The sequence below is a fragment of the Phaeobacter sp. JH20_02 genome (assembly GCF_048056915.1).
Classification (GTDB): Bacteria; Pseudomonadota; Alphaproteobacteria; order Rhodobacterales; family Rhodobacteraceae; genus Phaeobacter; species Phaeobacter bryozoorum.
In genome coordinates this window covers 151715-171793 of the sequence record NZ_JAYMVP010000017.1, presented here as the reverse complement: position 1 = coordinate 171793, position 20079 = coordinate 151715, and the positions used below count along the sequence as shown (strand labels likewise).

General features: G+C 62.0%; 15 protein-coding genes. 6 read left to right on the top strand and 9 right to left on the bottom strand.

All coding sequences use genetic code 11. From position 1 onward, the window contains the following. Positions 1-2: 2 nt before the first annotated feature. Genes VWY34_RS05050 through VWY34_RS05040 form a run of 3 tightly spaced genes read right to left on the bottom strand, consistent with a single transcriptional unit; the run spans position 3 to position 4824 of the window. The gene (locus VWY34_RS05050; RefSeq protein WP_340546407.1) at positions 3-2897 is read right to left on the bottom strand and encodes a DUF4159 domain-containing protein; all 2895 of its coding nucleotides are present in this window, start codon (positions 2895-2897) and stop codon (positions 3-5) included. Further along, entirely contained in the window at positions 2894-3820 is a 927-nt protein-coding gene (locus tag VWY34_RS05045; protein ID WP_416543526.1) for a DUF58 domain-containing protein, read from the bottom strand. Before VWY34_RS05045 ends, VWY34_RS05050 begins: the two co-directional genes overlap by 4 nt. Further along, positions 3817-4824 (bottom strand): AAA family ATPase, encoded by a 1008-nt coding sequence (locus VWY34_RS05040; RefSeq protein ID WP_416534565.1) that lies wholly within the window; start codon positions 4822-4824, stop codon positions 3817-3819. The genes VWY34_RS05045 and VWY34_RS05040 overlap by 4 nt, the downstream gene beginning before the upstream one ends. Before the next feature lie 64 nt (positions 4825-4888). On the opposite strand from VWY34_RS05040, the gene VWY34_RS05035 reads away from it, so the two are divergent. From VWY34_RS05035 to VWY34_RS05025, 3 genes are all read left to right on the top strand, one after another. Next, the gene (locus tag VWY34_RS05035; RefSeq protein WP_416534564.1) at positions 4889-5506 is read left to right on the top strand and encodes a DUF1285 domain-containing protein; all 618 of its coding nucleotides are present in this window, start codon (positions 4889-4891) and stop codon (positions 5504-5506) included. A 278-nt stretch (positions 5507-5784) separates the two neighbouring features. After that, positions 5785-6537, top strand: coding sequence for a hydroxypyruvate isomerase family protein (locus VWY34_RS05030; RefSeq protein ID WP_340546410.1), 753 nt, complete (start codon positions 5785-5787; stop codon positions 6535-6537). Positions 6538-6708: 171 nt separating this feature from the next. Continuing rightward, the gene (locus VWY34_RS05025) at positions 6709-6990 is read left to right on the top strand and encodes a DUF2798 domain-containing protein (protein WP_416544555.1); all 282 of its coding nucleotides are present in this window, start codon (positions 6709-6711) and stop codon (positions 6988-6990) included. Positions 6991-7193: 203 nt separating this feature from the next. Here VWY34_RS05025 and polA read toward each other — a convergent pair whose 3' ends face one another. From polA to VWY34_RS05010, 3 genes are all read right to left on the bottom strand, one after another. After that, positions 7194-10007 (bottom strand): DNA polymerase I, encoded by a 2814-nt coding sequence (polA, locus tag VWY34_RS05020; protein WP_416544554.1) that lies wholly within the window; start codon positions 10005-10007, stop codon positions 7194-7196. Positions 10008-10104: 97 nt separating this feature from the next. Further along, on the bottom strand, positions 10105-12156 hold the full coding sequence (locus tag VWY34_RS05015; protein WP_340546413.1) for an EAL domain-containing protein: 2052 nt from the start codon (positions 12154-12156) through the stop codon (positions 10105-10107). Positions 12157-12365: 209 nt separating this feature from the next. Beyond that, a complete protein-coding gene (locus VWY34_RS05010) occupies positions 12366-12548 on the bottom strand; it encodes a zinc-finger domain-containing protein (protein ID WP_416534561.1) in 183 nt (60 codons plus the stop codon). 71 nt (positions 12549-12619) lie between these two features. Here VWY34_RS05010 and VWY34_RS05005 point away from each other — a divergent pair, with 71 nt between their 5' ends. Next, positions 12620-13552 (top strand): ABC transporter ATP-binding protein, encoded by a 933-nt coding sequence (locus VWY34_RS05005; protein WP_340546415.1) that lies wholly within the window; start codon positions 12620-12622, stop codon positions 13550-13552. A gap of 88 nt (positions 13553-13640) precedes the next feature. On the opposite strand, the gene VWY34_RS05000 is transcribed toward VWY34_RS05005, so the two are convergent. The 3 genes from VWY34_RS05000 to VWY34_RS04990 all read right to left on the bottom strand — a co-directional run bounded on the left by VWY34_RS05000 (position 13641) and on the right by VWY34_RS04990 (position 15626). After that, positions 13641-14018: a hypothetical protein gene (locus VWY34_RS05000; protein ID WP_416534559.1), complete on the bottom strand. Its 378-nt coding sequence runs from the start codon at positions 14016-14018 to the stop codon at positions 13641-13643. A gap of 21 nt (positions 14019-14039) precedes the next feature. After that, a complete protein-coding gene (locus tag VWY34_RS04995; RefSeq protein WP_340546417.1) occupies positions 14040-14801 on the bottom strand; it encodes a DUF6478 family protein in 762 nt (253 codons plus the stop codon). A gap of 189 nt (positions 14802-14990) precedes the next feature. Further along, on the bottom strand, positions 14991-15626 hold the full coding sequence (locus VWY34_RS04990) for a hypothetical protein (protein ID WP_416544567.1): 636 nt from the start codon (positions 15624-15626) through the stop codon (positions 14991-14993). Between the two features lie 356 nt (positions 15627-15982). Here VWY34_RS04990 and VWY34_RS04985 point away from each other — a divergent pair, with 356 nt between their 5' ends. Beyond that, positions 15983-19111 carry an ABC transporter transmembrane domain-containing protein gene (locus VWY34_RS04985; protein ID WP_416544553.1) on the top strand — a complete coding sequence of 1043 codons (3129 nt, stop codon included), beginning with the start codon at positions 15983-15985 and terminating at the stop codon, positions 19109-19111. Continuing rightward, positions 19101-20021 (top strand): CPBP family intramembrane glutamic endopeptidase, encoded by a 921-nt coding sequence (locus VWY34_RS04980; protein WP_416544552.1) that lies wholly within the window; start codon positions 19101-19103, stop codon positions 20019-20021. The genes VWY34_RS04985 and VWY34_RS04980 overlap by 11 nt, the downstream gene beginning before the upstream one ends. Positions 20022-20079: the final 58 nt, after the last annotated feature.

Sequence of the window (20079 nt, the reverse complement as noted above, 5' to 3'; positions counted from 1 at the left end):
TGTCATTGCCCCAGCCGATCGAGCAGGGCGGGGACATGCACCTGATCGGATTTGTAGTTGCCAGTGAGTACATGCATGACCAGATTGACCCCAAAGCGGTAGGCCAATTCGCGCTGACGCTCGCCGGTATAGCCGCGCCCCACTGGCAGCAGAGGGCGGCCGTTGTCATCCACGGCCCAGGCGGAGGCCCAGTCGTTGCCGCCGATGACAACCGGTGTGACACCATCATTGAGGTTGCGGAAGGGGATGCCTTCCACCTGCTGGGCATCGGCGGGCGCGGCTTCGACCCAGAGCGTGCCGCGGCTGTGGCGTCCGGGGAAATCCTGTAGCAGATAGAAGGCGCGGGTCAGCACATGGTCTGCGGGCAGCGGTTCGAGTGGCGGCACGTCCAGCCGCAGGGCCAGTTGTTGCAGGCGCCGCCCTGCCGGGCTGCTGGCTCCGGCGCGGGTCAGGTCGGCGTCGCGGGTGTCAAAGAGGATCATCCCGCCGGTGCGCAGATAGGTGTTGAGCCGGTCGTAGGCCGCACCCGAGGGCAGCGGCTGATTGGCGGTCACCGGCCAGTAGAGCAGCGGGTAGAACGCCAGCTCGTCGCGCTCCAGATCAACGCCGGCGGGGGGAGAGGGTTCAACCGATGTGCGGAACCGCAATGTGTTGGACAGCCCTTGCAAGCCGTCGCGCGCCAGCTGGTCAATCTGCGGGTTGCCGGTCAGCACATGGGCCAGCGTCAGCTCGGCCGCGCGGTCTGCGGCGAGGGCGTCTGCTGCGGGATCGGATGCGTCGGACCGGGCCGCGCTGTCGGTTTGCTCGATCACCAAGGCGTTGCCCTGGGCGTGGCTGCGCAGGTCGCTGCCGGAGCCGGTGGCCCAGATACAGGTGGCGAGGACCAGGGCCGATGCGAGGTTTTGCGCCTTGGGTGCGGTCGGTCGTGTCCGACGCATCAGTAATCCCGACAGCAGCAGCGCGGCGATTACGTCGAGCGCCAGCAACAGCAGGGAGAGGCTGATCAGGATGCCGCCAAGCGGGCGCTCCGGCGTGCCACCATAGCCAAGGATTGGCAGCCCGACGGGCCAGCCAATTGGCGTCAGCTGATCCTCGGCCCGCATGACATTGCGGGCAATCCGCCGATCCCCGTTCTGGTACAGGCCGGGTTGCAGGCCGGGGCCGGTCAGGGCGGCAATCAGATCAGGCCCTGCGACACCGGGCAGGGCATCGGCATCCGAAAGGTCACCAAAGCCATCGAGCACCTGAAGCGGCGCCCATGTGGTGCCCTCCAGATCCGTAGCCTCGGCCGGTTTGGCACCGGAGGAAACCGCCAGCCGCTCCATCATCTGCACAAATAGGCCCGAGAGCGGCAAGGTGCTCCATTCCGCATTGGCGGTGACATGGAAGAGCACGATCTGACCATTGCCGAGCGGTTTGCGTGTCACCAGCGGCGTCCCATCGGAGAGTTCCGCAATCACCCGCTCCGCAAGGCTGGGATCGGGTTGTGCGACCACCTGTGAACTGACGGTGACGTCCTCGGGGATGGTCAGCCCGAAGAAAGGAGAGCCTTCGGCAAAGGTGGCCAGCGTCTTGGGCTCGCCCCAGCTCATGGCGCCGCCAATGCTGCGGCCTCCGATCCGCAGGCGCACCGGCAGCAGCGGCTCTTCGTCGGTGCGGGCGGTATCGCTGGCGGCCAGCCGGGGACCGGCAAACCGCAGGAGCAATCCGCCTTCGTTGACCCAGTCCACCACCGCTGCCTCCTGATCGGGGGGCAGACGTGCGGTATCGGCCAGGACGATCACATCCGGGTTGGCAGGCAAGAGATCGTTCAGCCCGCCTTCCAGCAGGTCTGCGTTTGGCGCCAGCGCCTTGCGCAGATAGTGCAGGGGCGACAGCAGGGCGAGGCCTTCGTTGCCGCTCTGGCTGGAGATCAGCGCCACCTCGCGGCGGCGCAGACCGTCATCGGTAAGCGATATAGCCCCTGCGCTGCGGTGACCCTGCAGTTCGAAGAGCCGGATACGTGCGCGCAGCTCAGCGGGCAGGGACAGGCGGGCGGTGGCCTCAAGCCCGTTGGCGGCAGCGGTATCTGTATCGGCAAAATCCACCGTCGCCGCGCCCAGAGTCCGCATGGTGCCGCCCGGATCCGGCCCACGGGCAAGCACGGTGACGGTCTGGTCACTGCCGGGGGTGATCTGGGTGTGGTTGCGAGTGACCGTGATTTCCATCGCGCCGTCGACATAGACCACCGGACGCAGGGCCAGCCTTGGGGTGGGATGTTGATAGACGGTCAACTCGCCGCGCTGGCGCAGCGTCGCCATCAACGCATCGCGACCCGGATAGTCCAGGCCGTCACTGAACCACAGGCTGTCAAAGCCCCCGTCAACTGCTGCGATCTGCGCCTGTGCCGTCGTGAGCTGGTCTTGCGAGGGTTGCCAGGCCTGTGGCGTTTCGCCAATCAGCTGTCGGCGCCAGCTGACTGCGCTTTGGAACTGCGGGGGCTGCGGTGCGGTGAGCCGCAGCACGGCTACGGGCCGATTGGCGCGTCCAGCCTCGGCCAGGAGGCGGTCGATCTCCTCGCGGGTGCGCTCCCATTCCGGGGCGCCGGCCCAGCTGCCATCAAGCACCACCAGCAGCGGGCCGCGGCCCGAGGGTGCGGTGCTTGGGTTGAGCACAGGCCCGGCCAGACCAACGATGGCCGCTGCCACCGCCATCAGCCGCAGTAAGAGCAGCCACCAGGGGGTCCGATCCGAAAGACTGTCATCGTCGCGCAACCCCAGCAGCAGTGTGACCGCCGGAAACAGGCGCTTGCGCGGGGCAGGCGGGACTGCCCGCAGAAGCAGCCAGAGCAACGGCAGTGCCAGGAGTGCCAGAAGCAACCAGGGGGCCGTGAAGCCGATGCCCGCAATCGTTGTCATGTGCCGGATCTTTCCATGGCATGGTACAGCCACATCAGGGCCGCCTGTGCGCTGTCGCCGGTGTGATGGGTGCCGAGGCGCCAGCCTGCCACGCGGCAGAGGTGTTCCAACGCGTCGCGCCGTTCGGCCAAGCGATCAAGGTAGCGTTGCCTAAGCGCGCCTGCCTTCAGGGTTTCGTGCCGCAGACCGCCGCCGATGCTTTCGAATATCGTGCGCCCGTCAAAGGGGAACTCCTCCTCTGCCGGATCAAGCACCTGCATCAGCACGCCGTGCACGCCGCGATCCGCGGCCTTGGCCAGCGCCTGTTCCAGTGGCGCGAAGGGTCCCAGAAAATCCGACAGAAACAGAACCCGCGCGTTGGGTTGCATGGCGCGATCTTCCGGCGGGGCATAATCCGTGGCGTCGTCCCTGCTCAGATACTCGGCCAGTCGCAGGATCTGGGCATTGCCGCGCCGGGGTGGCAGATGCCCACCGGTCAGGCCGACCCGTTCGCCGCCACGTAGCATCATCACCGACGTCGCCAGCCCCAATAGCCGCGCCCGGTCAATTTTCTGCGGTAGGGCATTGCCGGAGGCAAAGCGCATCGACGCCCCCTGATCGACCCAGAGATGCACCGTCTGCGCAATCTGCCATTCCCGCTCGCGTACGAATTGCTGATCGCCCTTGGCCGAGCGCCGGTGGTCGATCATGCGGCGGCTGTCACCGGCCTGAACCGGGCGATATTGCCAGAAATCATCGCCCAGCCCGGCACGGCGGCGACCGTGTTCGCCAATCAGCACAGATCCGGCCAGTTGTTGCGCCTGCACCAGGAGCGGCGGAAACCGGCTGGCGGCGCTTTCGGCGCGGTGGCGCAGATCCGCCGCTGCCGGCTGGAGCGCGCTGCCGGTCGGCCGGGCCGGCTGAAGGGCGCGCGGCTGTGTCACGCGGCGACACCGGGCCGGGCCATCGCCTCGGCTGTGCTTGTGATAAGAGCGCTCAGGTTCTCGCCACGGGCACGCGCGGCGAAGTTCAGCGCCATCCGGTGGCTGAGTACGGGCTGGGCCATATCCAGCACGTCGTCGGCATTGGGAGCGAGGCGCCCCTCGAGCAGGGCGCGGGCGCGCACCGCCAGCATCAGCGCCTGAGCGGCCCGTGGTCCGGGCCCCCAGGCAACGGTTTGCTGCACCTGTTCGGAGGCCGCCGGATCATCCGGGCGGAAGGCGCGCACGAGATCGAGAATCAGTTCGACCACGCCGTCACCGACGGGCATCCGGCGCAGCAGGGTCTGCGCGGCCATCAGTTCATCGGCGGTGAAGACCTGATAGGCGCTGCCTTCCTCAACCCCGGTTGTGGCCAGCAGGATATCGCGTTCGGTCTGCCGCGTCGGATAGGGGACATCAATCTGGAACAGGAAACGGTCCAGCTGGGCTTCGGGCAGCGGATAGGTGCCCTCCTGTTCGATGGGGTTCTGGGTGGCCAGCACGTGGAAGGGCATCCCCAGCGGTCGGTCGGCGCCCGCCACGGTCACCATACGCTCCTGCATCGCCTGCAGCAGTGCCGATTGTGTTCGTGGGCTGGCGCGGTTGATCTCATCGGCCATCAGCAGCTGGCAGAACACCGGCCCCGGCACAAAGCGAAAGGCGCGGCTGCCGTCGCTGGCGGTGTCCAGGACCTCGGAGCCCAGAATATCGGCAGGCATCAGGTCCGGGGTGAACTGCACCCGGTTGCCGGCCAGCCCCATAACGGTGGACAGGGTTTCGACCAGCCGGGTCTTGCCCAGCCCGGGCAGGCCGATTAACAGCCCATGACCACCGCACAGCAGCGTGCTCAGAGTGAGATCAACCACTCTTTCCTGACCGATAAAGCGCCGGGTGATAGAGGATCTGGCCTGTGTCAGCTTGTCTTCAAGCGCTTCAATCTCGGCCAGCAGATCGTCGGGTTCGGACATGACTTTCCCTTCACGGCGAATATATAGTGTTACTGTATCGCGTTGAGAGAAAATGGCAAAAGCAATGAGCGGACAAAATCCCGTGACTTCCGGCAGCAAATCCCCTGAAACAGGATCAGAACCGCCCAGTGCCGAGGGGCTGGCGGCCGCTGCCAAGACGGCGAGCAAAGGCGGGTTGCCGCCGGTACATCTGTGGAATCCGCCGTTTTGCGGCGATCTGGACATGCGGATCGCCCGTGATGGCACCTGGTTCTACCTTGGCACGCCGATTGGCCGGTTTGAACTGGTGAAGCTGTTTTCCTCCATTCTGAAGCTGGAAGACGGCAAATACTTTCTGGTGACCCCGGTCGAGAAAGTGGGCATCACGGTCGAGGATGCGCCTTTCGTTGCGGTGGATTTCGAGGTCGAGGGCGACGGCGCCGCGCAGATTCTGCGGTTCGAGACACATGTCGGCGACAGGGTCGAAGCCGGGCCTGCGCATAAGATCCGTGTGGTAAGAGACGATGCAACCGGCGAACCCTCGCCCTATGTGATGGTGCGCGCCGGGCTGGAGGCCTTGATTGATCGCAAGAGCTTTTATCGGCTGGTCGAGCTGGGATGCCACCGGGACGGCTGGTTCGGGCTGTGGTCGGGCGGCGAGTTTTTTGGGATGATCCCGTCGGCTGATTTGCCGGAGGGCTGACCACGCCGCATCCGACCCGGCGCTCGTCGGCAGGGGTTTGCCGGTGGCAAAGGGCAGCGGCAGGAAGTCGCTGACCCGCTTGAGTATATTGTTAAATTACCGAAAATTCTTGTGAAAACCCGCTCAAAATCGGCGGAGATATGGGGCAGATTGGGGGCGTGCAAAAACGGGCCGATCAATGGCGCAACCGGCGGGGGCCGGGACGAGCCTTTGATGACTTTTGCCCGGAGCATGTCTGTTTGGCCGCCAATCGGGGGTGGCTCCAAAGGAGGTTTTCGATGCCGAAGTTTGCGGCCAATATTTCATTGCTGTTTGCCGAATTGCCCTATCTGGATCGTTTTCCGGCGGCGGCGCGGGCCGGATTTGAGGCGGTGGAAATCCTGTTTCCCTATGAGCTGGCTGCGAAGGAAACCCAGCGCGCCCTGCTGGCCAATGGTCTGGAACTGCTGCTGATCAATGCGCCGCCGCCAAATTATACCGGCGGGATGCCGGGCTATGCCGCGCTGCCGATGGGGTCGGATCGCTTTCAGCGCGATATTCGACGGGTGCTGCGCTATGCGGAGGTGTTGCGGCCCGGAATGATCCACATCATGGCCGGCTACGCAAAAGGGGATGTCGCCAAGGAAACGCTGATCCGCAATCTGCAATGGGCGGCCGACTATGCGCCGGGCCAGCAGTTCACCATCGAGCCGCTGAACAGCGGTGATCAGCCGGGGTATTTTCTGGATGACTACAATCTCGCCGTAGAGGTGCTGGAGGCGGTGGATCGCAAGAACGTGGGACTGCAATACGACGCCTACCATGCGCAGTTGATCCACGGCGATGCGGTGAAGGTCTGGGAGGCCTTTGGTAACCGGGCTGTCCATGTACAGATCGGTGCGGCGCCGGGGCGTTGCGAACCGGGAACCGGGCCGGTCGATTTCGAGCAGCTGTTCGCGGCCATCGACGAGAGCGGCTATGGTGGTTGGGTCAGCGCGGAATACACCCCCAGTACCAAGCGGACAGAGGACAGTCTGGCCTGGATGGGGTGAGAGCGGGCCGAACCCTGTGAGGGGGGCTGGCGGACCCTGAGGCTTGGCAGGTGTGGAGGGAGGCTGCGGCCTCTGCGGCCAAACGTCCAGCGGGACAGGAATACATATTCGTGAATTGAAATGTGACTGAGCGCGGGGCATAAGGCAGTAAGTCGTGATCTGGAGACCTCCATGCTGCCTGCGCGTTTTGCCCCCATCCTATTTGGTCTGATCCTGTCGGGTATCATGTCCTGTATCGTCACCGGGGTGGCCACGCTGAAGGCGGTGGGCCTGAGTTCCGAAGCGCCGGGACTGTGGATGGCTGCCTGGAGTTTTGGCTGGCCGGTGGCCTTTGGCGTGGTGCTGGTTGTTGCACCCGCCGTACGCCGCCTGGTGGCATGGATGGTGAAGCCGCCGCAGGAAGCCAGCAAGGGTACCAAGTGTACGGTTTCCTCTCCCCGGCAGGATCGCTGAGCGAAGCCCCTCCGACGATGTCCTGACCGAGCAAGCGCTCCCGCCCGTCATCACAGCATCATGGATGCTATTCTTCCCGTTGGGCCGGGCGCCATGCCTAAGGCATGGCGTGCCGCTGAAATGCGAGGCGGGCGTCCGATCCGATCCGCTTCGGTCAGGTTTTGAAAGCGGCCCGGATCTTTGGCATCAAGCCTCGGCCAAAGCTAGTGAGCTTCGGCCCAGTTCCGCCCTTTGCCTGCGTCCACTACCAGCTTCACGTCGAGATGCACGGCCGGATCTGCGGCGGTTTCCATCACCCTGCGCGCGGTTTCGATGGTGTCGTCGACAGCGGCCTCGGGCACTTCGAACAGCAATTCGTCATGCACCTGTAGCAGCATCCGCGCGGGCAGATGGGCGATTGCGGCGGGCATACGGATCATGGCGCGGCGGATCACATCCGCAGCCGTGCCCTGTATCGGTGCATTGATCGCCGCGCGTTTGGCAAAACCTGCACGTGGTCCCTTGGCGGAGATTTCCGGAGTATGGATCTTGCGCCCGAACAGGGTCTGGACATGGCCGTGTTCCTTGGCAAAGGCGACGGTGTCATCCATGTAGCGGCGAATGCCGGGGAACCGCTCGAAATAGCGATCGATGAAGCCCTGCGCCTCGGCGCGCGGGATGCGCAGGTTGCGGGCCAGACCAAAGCCGGAGATCCCGTAAATCACGCCAAAGTTGATCGCTTTGGCCTGACGGCGGATTTCGGGGGTCATTTCATCCAGCGGTACGTTGAACATCTCGGACGCGGTGAGCGCATGGATGTCCTGACCTTCAGCAAAGGCCTGCTTCAGCGTATCGATCCCGGCGACATGGGCCAGGATGCGCAATTCGATCTGGCTGTAGTCAAGCGACAGCAGGACATTGCCATGCTCGGGCACGAAGGCTTCGCGGATGCGGCGCCCTTCCTCGGACCGGACCGGGATATTCTGGAGGTTGGGATCGGTTGAGGCCAGGCGGCCAGTGTTGGCACCGGTCTGCACATAGGAGGTGTGCACGCGCCCGGTTTCCGCATTTATGTGATCCTGAAGCGCGTCGGTATAGGTCGATTTGAGCTTGCTCAGCTGGCGCCAATCCAGCACCAGACCAGGCAGGGCGTGTTCCGTCGCGAGATCCTCCAGGATATCGGCACCGGTGGCATAGGCGCCGGTCTTGCCCTTTTTGCCGCCTTCCAGACCGAGTTTGTCAAACAGGATTTCCCCCAGCTGCTTGGGGGATCCGACGTTGAATTCCTGGCCTGCCAACTGGTGAATTTCCGCCTCCAGCCCGGCCATTTTCTGCGCAAAGGCGTTCGACATGCGGGACAGCGTATCACGATCGACCTTGATGCCTTCGCGCTCCATCCGGGCGAGCACCGGCACCAGCGGGCGTTCCAGCGTTTCATAGACCGTGGTGACCGCTGACCGGTGCAATTGCGGTTTGAACAGCTGCCAGAGGCGCAGGGTGATATCGGCGTCTTCCGCGGCATAGGCGACCGCATCGCCAATGGGCACACGGTCGAAGGTGATCGCGGATTTTCCACTGCCCAGCAGCGGTTTGATCGGGATCGGCGTGTGGTTCAGGTAACGCTCTGACAGCGTGTCCATACCGTGCCCGTGCTGACCTGCGTGCATGGCATAAGACATCAGCATGGTATCGTCGATCGGCGCCACATCAATGCCACGGCGGGCAAAGATCTTGGCGTCATATTTCATGTTCTGGCCGATCTTGAGGATGCTGTCGTCCTCAAGCACCAGTTTCAGCAGATCGAGCGCCTCCTGCAAAGGCATCTGCCCCTCCGCCAGCTCGTCCGAGCCAAACAGATCGTCGCTATTGCCGGATTTATGGGTGAGCGGGATATAGCAGGCGGTCCCCGGCTCCACGCAGAGTGAAATGCCAACCAGATCCACCACCATTTCATCAAAGCCGGTGGTTTCCGTATCAACAGCGACCCAGCCGCGTTCGCGGATCCGGGCAATCCACCTCTTTAACGCCTCGGCATCGCGGATGCATTCATATGACGCGCTGTCAAACGGCAGGTCGGTTACGGTCGGAGCGTCCGTTGCCGCGGTATCTTTGGCCGGGGCGTCCGTGATTGTGGGTGGCTCCTTACCAAGCTGGTCCGCGATGCGTTTGGACAGGGTGCGGAATTCCATTTCGGCGAGGAAGGCCAGCAGGTGATCGGCGTCCGGATCGCGCACCTCTAGGTCATCCAGAGTGAAATCCAGCGTCATGTTGCTGTCCAGCTGAACCAGTCTTTTGGACAGTTCGATCTGCTCGCGATTTTCGATCAGGGTCTGTCGGCGCTTGGGTTGTTTGATTTCTTCGGCGCGGTCCAGCAGCTCTTCCAGGGAGCCGTATTCGTTGATCAGCAGTGCGGCGGTCTTGATCCCGATACCGGGTGCGCCGGGCACATTGTCGACCGAGTCGCCCGCCAGCGCCTGCACGTCCACTACACGGTCCGGGCCAACCCCGAATTTCTCGACAACGCCATCGCTGTCGATCCGCCTGTTTTTCATGGCATCCAGCATTTCAACACCGCCACCGACGAGCTGCATCAGATCCTTGTCGGAGGAGATGATGGTCACGCGGCCACCGGCGTCGCGGGCCTGGCAGGCGAGGGTGGCGATGATGTCATCGGCCTCGAACCCCTCCTGTTCCTTGCAGGCGATGTTGAAGGCTTCGGTCGCGGTGCGGGTCAATGGAATCTGCGGCCGCAGATCCTCGGGCATGGCCTCGCGGTTGGCTTTGTATTGATCATAGAGATCGTTGCGGAAGGTATGCGACCCCTTGTCAAAGATCACCGCAACATGGGTTGGTGCATCGGGACCACCATTGCCCTCAACATAGCGCTGAAGCATGTTGCAGAAACCGGCAACCGCCCCGATTGGCAGGCCGTCGGACTTGCGGGTGAGGGGCGGCAGCGCGTGGTATGCGCGGAAAATGAATGCCGATCCGTCGATCAGGTGCAGATGGCAGCCCTTGCCAAAAGATGCGGTGGTCATGGCCGATGCTCCGGGTGTTGCGCGTTGGCCCCCGTTATCGGTGATCAGCGGAGGGAGAGCAATTGCCCATTCTCGGCCTTTGTGATGTCGGCTGGCGTCAGGCTGTTTTTGCCTGTTTGTTCGCCTCGACGATCAGGCGCATTTCGTCCCGTGCCATTGGTCGGCCAAAGTAAAACCCCTGTACGGAGGCGCATTTCTCGGTGCGCAGGAACTGCAATTCATCCTCTACCTCGACACCCTCGGCCAGGACCGGGATATTGAGCGCAGCGCCCAGGAGCAGGGTGGATCGGACAATTGCCGCCCGTTGATCGTTTTTGTGTACGTCCTGTACGAAGCTGCGGTCGATCTTGATCTTGTCAAAGGGGAAGGTTTGCAGCATCGCGAGCGACGAGTAGCCGGTGCCAAAATCATCCATGGCGATCCGCAGGCCCATGTTTTTCAGCTGTTGCATGACCTTCAGGGTATGGACCTGATCGTCGATAATGCTGGCCTCGGTGATTTCCAGTTCCAGACGTTCAGCAGCAAGGCCGGTTTCCAGCAGGATGTCGGAGACATGTTCGACGAAAGAGGGCTGCATCAGCTGCTGTGGCGCCACGTTGACCGCGATGTTGAAATGCTCGGGCCAACCACTTGCCTCTCGGCAGGCCGTGCGCAGAACCCAAAGGCCGATTTCGCGGATCAGCCCGGTTTCCTCGGCGATGGGAATGAAGGTGTCGGGGGGAATGCGGCCTTTTTCCGGGTGGTTCCAGCGCAGGAGAACCTCGAACCCGATGGGAGCGAGAGAGCGCAGATCGTTCTGCAGCTGATAGGCCAGTTCGAACTGATTGCCCGCGATGCAGGCCTGCCGCAGATCGTTGACCAGTTCCAGACGGTCGCGGTTGTGTTTTTCCATCTGCGCATTGAAAAGGCATATGTGCCGGTCTGCGTCCGATTTGGCACGATACATGGCCACATCCGACTTGTGCAGCAGATCGCGCAAGTCGCGGCCGTCTTCCAGGCTGGTGGCAACACCGATGGCGACACCGACGATCGCCGATGTGTTGTCAAAATCCACCGGCTCGACGGTCAAGGCGTGCAGCCGCTCGGCAAAGGCCATGACCTGATCGACCCGGCGAAACCCTTGCTTTAGAGCGACAAATTCGTCGCCGCCGACGCGCGCGATATATTCATCTTTCTCCAGAACGCTATTCAGCCGGTCGGCCACGGTCATCAGAACAGCATCCCCGGCTGCGTGACCATAAAGATCGTTGATTTCCTTAAACAGATTGAGATCAAGGGTCAGCACGGCAACGCGTTCGGTCTCGTCGCGCGCCAGCAAGTCGGTCAGACTGGCCATCTTGCGCGTCAGGGACATCCGGTTGGGCAGTCCGGTCAGGGGATCGTGCAGGGCGGCGTGCTGCAGCTGGTCGCGGGCCTCGCTTTCGACGTTTGTTTCGATGCTGAGCGCCGCAAAGCCGATCACCAGGATGATCGTCATCGTACCCAGAACAAACAGGCCAAGTGTCGCATCCGAGATCACCTCGGGCGGGACGGAATACAGTGGGCTGAGCTGTACGGTGATGGCCGACATGCCGGTGAAGTGCATCGTACAGATCGTCAGCGTCATCAGGGCGACGGCAACAAGCCAATGCCGTCCGGTGTTGAACCGGGTGAGATACTGATAGGTCGCCATTCCGAACACCGTGCCCAGCAGAATGGAGGATATGAGCGGTGTGGTCTGCCAGACGATCTCTCCTGGCAGTAGATAGCCGCTCATCCCGAGATAATGCATGGTCGAGACGCTGAGGCCAAACATCGCGCCGCTGGCCGCAACGCGGTGATTGGTCGAATGTGCAATGGCGTAGACACCGTTTGACATCAGCATACCGACAACGGCTGCACCCAGGGACAGTGCCGTGATCAGCGGATCATATCCGTGGACATATCCGGGATCAAAAGCAAGCATGGCGATGAAATGGGTGGTCCAGACGGTGCCGCCGCTGATCAGGCTGGTCAGCACCAGCTGGACGATTTTGCGATTACCGACGGTCTGACCGAGCCGCTGTGTCATCAGGACGGAAAGACAGGAACCGATGACGCAGACAAGCGCAGCCACGGTCACAAGGCCGAGGCTGTGTTCTTGCGTAATGCATTGAACGACGCTGTACATCACAGTCTCCGGTAGCAGCAGATATACCTTCTATCCTGTGCATCATCATCGTAAAGAATCCGCTACCGCGACCGGATCGACGCCGTCTTGATCACTAAAATTCGCCTCAACCTCGTCGCACTTTTCACGAGCTGGCGCAGGTGTTGGCTTAAACGCAAAACGCCGCCCGTTCCGGCGGCGTTTCCAATCTTGTGATTTTTTTCAGGCGGTTACGCCTGGTTCTGTGCTGCATCCTTATGGACAAACTTGCAGTCGCAATAGGGGCATTCGACATAGCCTTCGGCTTCGGGGATTTGCAGGTAGACCCGCGGATGTCCCAGCGCACCTTCGCTGCCGTCGCAGGCGACGCGGTAGCTGTCCACGATCTTGGTTTCCGGCGCTTCGATGGTCATCTCTGGCGGTCCTCTTGGTTATCGTTTAGGGGCTTTTATGAGCCAAGGGAAAACCGGGGGCAAGAGCCGCGATGACAGAGGACGCAATCCGTATTGAAGGTTTGCAAAAAACCTACAAGGGCCGCAGGGGGCAACCCGCGAAAGCCGCGCTGAAAGGTGTGGATTTGAGCATTCCGCGTGGCTCTGTGTTTGGTCTTCTTGGTCCCAACGGTGCCGGCAAATCCACGATGATCAACATCCTGGCCGGGTTGGTTCTGAAAACCGCAGGCAAGGTCACGATCTGGGGCTTTGACCAGGATGAAAATCCGCGTCAGTCCCGGGCGGCTATCGGGGTGATGCCGCAGGAACTGAATCTTGATCCGTTTTTCAGTCCACGTGGCGCCTTGGAAGTGCAGGCCGGGCTGTATGGTGTGCCAAAATCCGAGCGGCGCAGCGATGAGATCCTGCGTATGGTCGGGCTTGAGGACAAGGCACATGCCTATGCGCGAACCCTGTCCGGTGGAATGCAGCGGCGGCTGTTGCTGGGCAAGGCGCTGGTGCATCATCCGAATATTCTGGTGCTGGATGAGCCGACAGCAGGCGTGGATATCGAATTGCGCCAGATGCTGTGGGAGAACATCCGCAAGCTGAACGCGCAGGGCATGACAATCATCCTGACGACCCATTACCTCGAAGAGGCCGAGGAAATGTGTGATGAGATCGCAATCATCAACCAGGGCGAGCTGGTTGCCCGCGACACCACCGCAAATCTGCTGGGGCGTCTGGACGCCAAGGCGATGGTGGTGCATCCGGCGGCGGCGGTGACGGAACTGCCAGCCGGTAAGGGGATCACATCGGAGTTGCGCGGCGATGGGGCAGTGATCCTGCGCTATCATGGCAACGCAACCAGCGCCGAGGAGGTGCTCTCAGCGGTGCGCGCCGCAGGGATCTCCATCCGCGATGTGAAGACCGAGGAGGCGGATCTGGAAGACGTGTTCCTGGCGCTGACGACGTCGCGCAGCTGAGACGCGTATTAAAGCAGTCGCGCTGTTGGCTGCAGGCAACGGGGCTCGTGTTAGAGACGATAAGTTAGCCCAGCCCGGCGTGACGCGGTTATTGCGTTTCGACGCAGTGGCGGCGAAAGGCGCGTTTCAGCATGTCCAGTTCGGCGCGCAAAAGCTCGACCTCGACTCGCAGGTCATCGCCCGTGAGTTCACCGCAGATCAGGGTGAAATCGCCGAGTTTGACATCGCTCTTGAGGTCGTAGATCACAAAACTCTGCACGCCGTCGGCGATCGCTTCGGTTGGGATCGGGATTGTCAGCGACCATTCGCCTGCGGTGTCGCTTTCGGTCAGGGCAACATCGCGAACCGGGCGATCCAGGTGCCGGACCTCAATCAGCGGGGCGGAGGCGCTGTGACCGGACCCCGTGATCCGGCCTTCCCAGAGCCCCTCGCGAAAACGAATTTTGGTCAATGTCAGTTGGCTCATGTCCGGCCTTTCGAATGTGGGTTACAGGCTGGCGCGGCGACTACGCGACAGAGTGACATCGCGCAGGGTCACCTGGTTCATTTCCGGGGCTTCAAAGATCAGCTCCAGCCAAAGCCGCTCGACCCGTTTTTCGTTCAACTCAGCATAGGCTAGGTCGTATTCCACATGGGTGCGCTTGTCGCCCATCGGCAGTTCCCGCACCATCTGTTCAGTATTCGGGCCGTGTTTGATATTGAGCCGGGCAAAGATCTCGATCGGTTTTTCCGTCTCAAGCGTGCAGTCCACCCGCAGCAGATGGTCACGGTTCAGCCCTGCGGTGACGTCCTGCGGCAACTCGATGACCAGTGACAGGAACGAGCCGTCAAACCCGAACACATCCAGACGCACACCATAAGGGGCGAGGTCTTCCTCGCGGTTGTTGCGCAGCTGGCGCAGGGTGAGTTCGGAAACGGTGCAGTCGTGAAACAGCTCCACCTCTCCGCCGAGCCGTGTTTTGCTGGCGACGGCCGAGGCACCGGGAACCGGCAGCGGGCCACGCCACAGTTCGGGCCGCCAGCCCCAGTCGGTGCCGTGAGGGCGGGGAAAAGCGTTCGAGCCCACCTGCGGCAGCGCCAGCCGACCTTCGGCGATGTGAATGAGCCGGTCCAGATGCAGGCGCAGGGTTCGGGCGCGATTGCGTTGTTCCCTCAGACGGCTGAGGGGCATTTTCGACGCCTGCTGTGCCAGCCGACGCCAACGCCTGAGAACGCGCGCGAACAGCAGTTTTTCTATTGTCCTGCCCATTGGCTCAATATCCTGTCCTGCGAGTCATGCTTTTCGGCGATGCGGCAAAGCAGCAGCGTTTCATTGTTTTCTTCGACCCTAGCCAAAGCGGTGACCGCTGACAAACTCGGAAGCGGAAATCCGTTTGGATGGTTGGTGCTTGGCAGCTCCCGCCGCCGTGTCATCGCGCCCGCCGGTCTGGCGTGGATATCACCGGGAGATACCATCGGTAGCGGGATCAAGATCGGCAGTCACCGATGCTTCGAGCGTTTTTGCGGTCAGTTCGTTCAGCAATTGTGCGCCGCGTCGACCAAGGTTGCGGCTGCCGCTGGGCGCGTAGAGCGCAACGGCCACCAGTTGGTCGTTCAGCACGAAGGCGCCGCGCCAGTGCACGGGGCTGGCGCCACGAGCGCGGTGGTCCGGCATGTTCAGCTTGACCAGCGGCAGCATCATGTCGTTGCGCTCAGCGACCAGCCGGGCGCCGGGTGCTGTCTTTAACAGATCAGCGCTGGTCAATGCCGCATCCGCTGGGCCAGCGGGTCCGACAGCGACGGTGATCAAGGCGCGGTTGCGACTGGCGGGGCCTGGACGCAGACTGGAACAGGGAACGACGATGGCAAACCCACCTTCGGCGCGATGGCCCGTCATGCGGGGATCGATGCAGAAGCCGGCTGGTGGCACCAGATGAATGGTGTCACTGGCAAAGCTCATCCGGGTGATATCACCGGGCTGCGGCTCAGTCTTGGCCCCCACCAGCGAGAGACCTGAATCGGCGGTGCAGGCGGCCAGAGCGGTGGCGGCAAGCAGGGTCAGAGCACGCCGATACAGTCGGTGGCAGCCGGTCACCTGCAACGTCGTGCGTGCGCCATCGCAAAGCCACTGTGCAATCGCGGTAGAAAAGCAACAACCGGATAGCCGGGGTTGAGCGGACCGATACCCGTTTTCCGTTTGTGCCTCTGACTGCGCTCCATCAGAAATAGATACTATTTTTCCGTCGCTTATGATGGTCACGGTGGTCTCTGCCTGTCGTTGTCTTGCTCGATTCCGGAATAGTCCGGGGGCGCCTCTGTCGCAAGCAGCCCACGCAAAAGTCGGCCGGGTGTTGCCTTGTAATGTCAGGGGGCAGTGATTAGGGTCTGACCGCTGCAGAGCCAGCAGGCGATTTCGCGCTGACACCTTCCGACACGTAAGAGGAGCAGGGGATGCAATCCACCCTGTTTTCATTCATCTGGACCTATTCACGGCGCCAGCAGATAGGTCTGTTGGCGCTGACCATGGTCACATTCCCCTTTCTCTACGCTGCGTTGGAACTGCCCAAGCGGATCATCAATGACGCCATCGGCGCACCGATGGATCAGGTTGAGGTACTGGGCCAGGAGATTGGCCAGGTCGATTACCTGCTGCTGCTCTGTTTTGGGTTCCTTGCTGCGGTTCTGATCAGCGGGCTGCTGAAGATGCGTCTCAATACCATGAAGGGGGTTGTGGCGGAGCGACTGCTGCGACGTCTGCGCTATACGCTGATCAACCGGATGATGCGCTTTCCCACGCCCTATTTCCGCACCACGAGCCAGGGTGAACTTGTGTCGATGATCACCTCGGAGTCGGAGCCGATGGGCGGGCTGATGGGGGATGCCGTCGCCCAGCCGGTGTTCCAGGCCGGGCAGATGCTGACGATCGTCGTGTTCCTGTTCATGCAGAGTCTGTGGTTCGGTCTCGCGTCCATCGCATTGATCCCGCTACAGGCCTGGCTCATCCCGATGCTGCAACGGCAGATCAACCTGCTGAACAAGGATCGTATCCAGGAGGTGCGGGCTTTCTCGGCCGAGATCGGTGAAACGGCGGCCGGGATCAGCGATCTGCGGATCAATGGCGGACGACGCTACCGGCTGGCGCAGATTTCGACGCGTTTGGGGCGACTGTTCGATATTCGGCGACGCATCTACAGCAAGAAATACTTCATGAAGTTCCTCAACAACATGATCGGCCATCTGACGCCTTTTGTGTTCTATTCCGCCGGAGGGGTGCTGGCGATCCGCGGCGATATCACAGTGGGCGCTCTGGTGGCGGCGCTGGCAGCTTACAAGGACCTTTCCGCGCCGTGGCGGGAGTTGCTGACCTATTATAATCAGGTGCAGGACATGAGCCTGCGCTGGTCGATCATGACCGATCGTTTCTCGCCCAAGGGGATGATCCCGGAGACACTGATCGACGGTGTGCCCGCCGATATTCCCCATCTGCGCGGGGAGATTGAGCTGCGCAATGTTTCGGTGAAGGACGCCGATGGCAATATGGTGCTTGAAGATCTGTCGCTGACCATTCCCGCCGGGGGACGTGTCGCGATCCAGAGCGGCAGCGAGGCCGAACGCGCAGCTTTTGCCGCATTGCTGACGCGTGAGGTGATGCCGTTTCGAGGTACGGTGACCATTGCAGGCCATCGGCTGGATCAGCTGCACCAAGGCGTGATCGCGACGCGCGTCGGCTATGCCTATTCGCGGCCCTACCTATTTGACGGATCGCTCGGGGACAATGTGCTGATGCCGCTGCGTGATCAACCTCACATGCCAGCCCACACCGAGGCGCGCGGCAAAAACCGGGCGCTGACCGAAGCCTGCCGTGCGGGTAACAGCCCCGACCCGCTGACGGCGGATTGGATCAATCCGGCGCTGGCCGGGCTCGGATCGGAAAGCGAGCTGCGCGATTGGTGGTTCCAGCTGGTTGAGGCGATGGGCATTGATGAGCAGCTGTTTCGACGCACCCTGCACACGCGTTTTCAGATCGGACCGCATCTGGGGCTGGTCCAGCAGATCATCGGGCTGCGAGCTCTGGTTGCTGAACGGCTGGAGCGTGCCGGGCTGTCTGACGTCGTGCACCGTTTCGACCCCGACAGTTTCAACCCGGCGGTGCCGTTGGGCGGCAATATCCTGTTTGCCGCGCCCACGCGCGCCATCGCCCCGGAAGAGTTGATTGCCGAAGATGGGCCGATTATCAGTGCGCTGCGTGACAATGGCTTGCAGCAGGATGTGATCGCTTTTGGCCTCGGGGTTATGGAAACACTGCGGCAGACCTTTGGTCTGGCTGATACCGACCATCCGCTGTTCAAGCGGCTGGGGCTGGACGAGGCGCTCTATCAGCGTATCGCTGAGGTTACCGACCGGCAGAAGACACTGGGTGTGCCGGGATTGCGGGAGGATGAGCGGGGTCTGCTTGCATCGGTTCCGTTTCTGATTTCCGAAGAGCAGATCGGCACCGCGTTCCCGGAACGCTTCAAGCAGCAGATCCTGACGATGCGGCGTGATATGGCGCAGACCCTGCAGGCGCAATTGGGCGATCTCTTTATTTCGATCTCGCCCGACGCCTATCTTCCGCGTCTCACCGTGTTGGAGAATCTTCTATACGGGCGGCTGTCGCTGGGCGCGGGAGCAAAGGCGAAACAGGTTGAGGATCTGGTCGCCGACGTGCTGGAGGAACACGGTCTGCGCAAGCGGCTGGCGCTTATTCTCTATGATCTGCCGGCAGGTCTGGGCGGCGCGGCGCTGGAGCCGGTGTTTCTGGAGCGCGCGGCCTTTACCCGTGCAGCGATCAAACGGCCGGATGTCCTGATCCTGGATCGCGCGCTGGCGAGTCATGACAGCGCCAGTCGGCTGAAATCACGCGAGCGCCTTGCTGAGCTGATGCCAAATACCACGATGCTGTTTCTGGAAGATCAATTCAATCACCCCGAACGCTATGATATTTTTGTGAAAATTCAGAACGGGCGCATCGACGGGGTGGAAGGCGGATTGACCGACCCGATGGAGAATGCCGCGCGAAACGACCTTGGCAAACGGCTGGAGCTTATTCAAAGTACAGATCTGTTCTCGAAACTGGATGCGCGGAACCAGCGTCTGTTGGCCTTCTCGGCGCGCTGGCATGATGTGGCCAAGGGCGATTACGTGTTCCGATTTGGAGAGAGCGGCGATGCTGTGTTTCTCTGTCTGACCGGTACAGCGGAACTGTACTGGCCCGATCGAACGCCGGAGACCACGCCGATTTCCCGGGTTGAGCCGGGGCGGTTGATCGGTGATCTGGCTGTTATCCTGCGCGACACACGGCAATTGGACCTGATTGCGGTGGAAGATTGCCGTTTTCTCAGGATTGGCGCCGAAGAGTACCGTGCCGTGATCGAGGCGGATGCGGGCGTGGCCGTGCAGCTGCTCGAAACGGTCTCACGGCATCTGGTGCAGGTTGCGGGTGTTGTCCGCGCGGCGGATCAGAATGTTGCAGGCAGCCAAGCACCGGCGGTGGCTGCGACCAGTACACTTGCGGAGGAGCATAGCGGCAATGTCCATTGATCCCACAATGGCGGCCTATGCTGCCCATGCGCAACTGGTCGATCCGGCCCGGCGCAGCCCGCAGATCTGGCGGCTGCTGCTTGGTATGCTGCTCGTGGCAGTACTCAGCTACGCGATGACCAATGTCGCTGTCCAGCTGCTGATTGCTGCCGCGCCGGGTGATTGGGTGAGTGATTTGCCGACCGGGGGCTCGCCCGTGGCCATGCTGGTGCTGCTGGGCAGCTTCTTACCCGTGACCGTGGCTGTTGCCTGCGTGCTGCGCCTGTTGCACCGACGCGGCCTGACCAGCCTGATCGGCCCGATACCGCAGACCTTGCGACAGTTCTGCCGGACCGGCGTTCGACTGATGGTCCTGATGATGGGGCTTGCCGTTCTGTGGTTGGTCCTGCCGGGCGGGCTGGACGGCGGTGTAATGTCGGATCTGGTGCCGAACCTGCCACCAGCGCAATGGCTGCTGTTGCTACCATTCGCGCTGATGGCGATATTCGTGCAGGTCAGCGCCGAGGAAATCCTGTTCCGGGGGTATCTCCAGCAGGCGCTTGCGGCGCGGTTTTCTCATCCGCTGGTCTGGCTTCTGGTGCCGTCGATCCTCTTTGCTGCTGGTCACTATGTGCCGGCCGATGCCGGGGTGAATGCGCCCTTCATTGCGCTCTGGGCGGGGGCGTTTGGACTGCTGATGGCGGATCTGACCGCCCGGGCGGGCACGCTGGGCCCCGCAATCGCAGTACATTTTGCCAATAATATCATTGCTATCCTCTTGTTCGGATCGCCCACCAGCCTGTCGGGATTGGCGCTATATCTGGTCCCGTTTGAGCTGTCGGATCCCGTTGTCATGCGGCAAATGCTCTGGCTGGATCTCGCGGTTGTGGGCTTCTGCTGGTTGGTTGCGCGGCTTGCCATCCGGCGCTGATTGCATTTAGACGCGCGGGGCCTTATTTGAAGGTCCAAACCGCCCCTACAAAGGCATG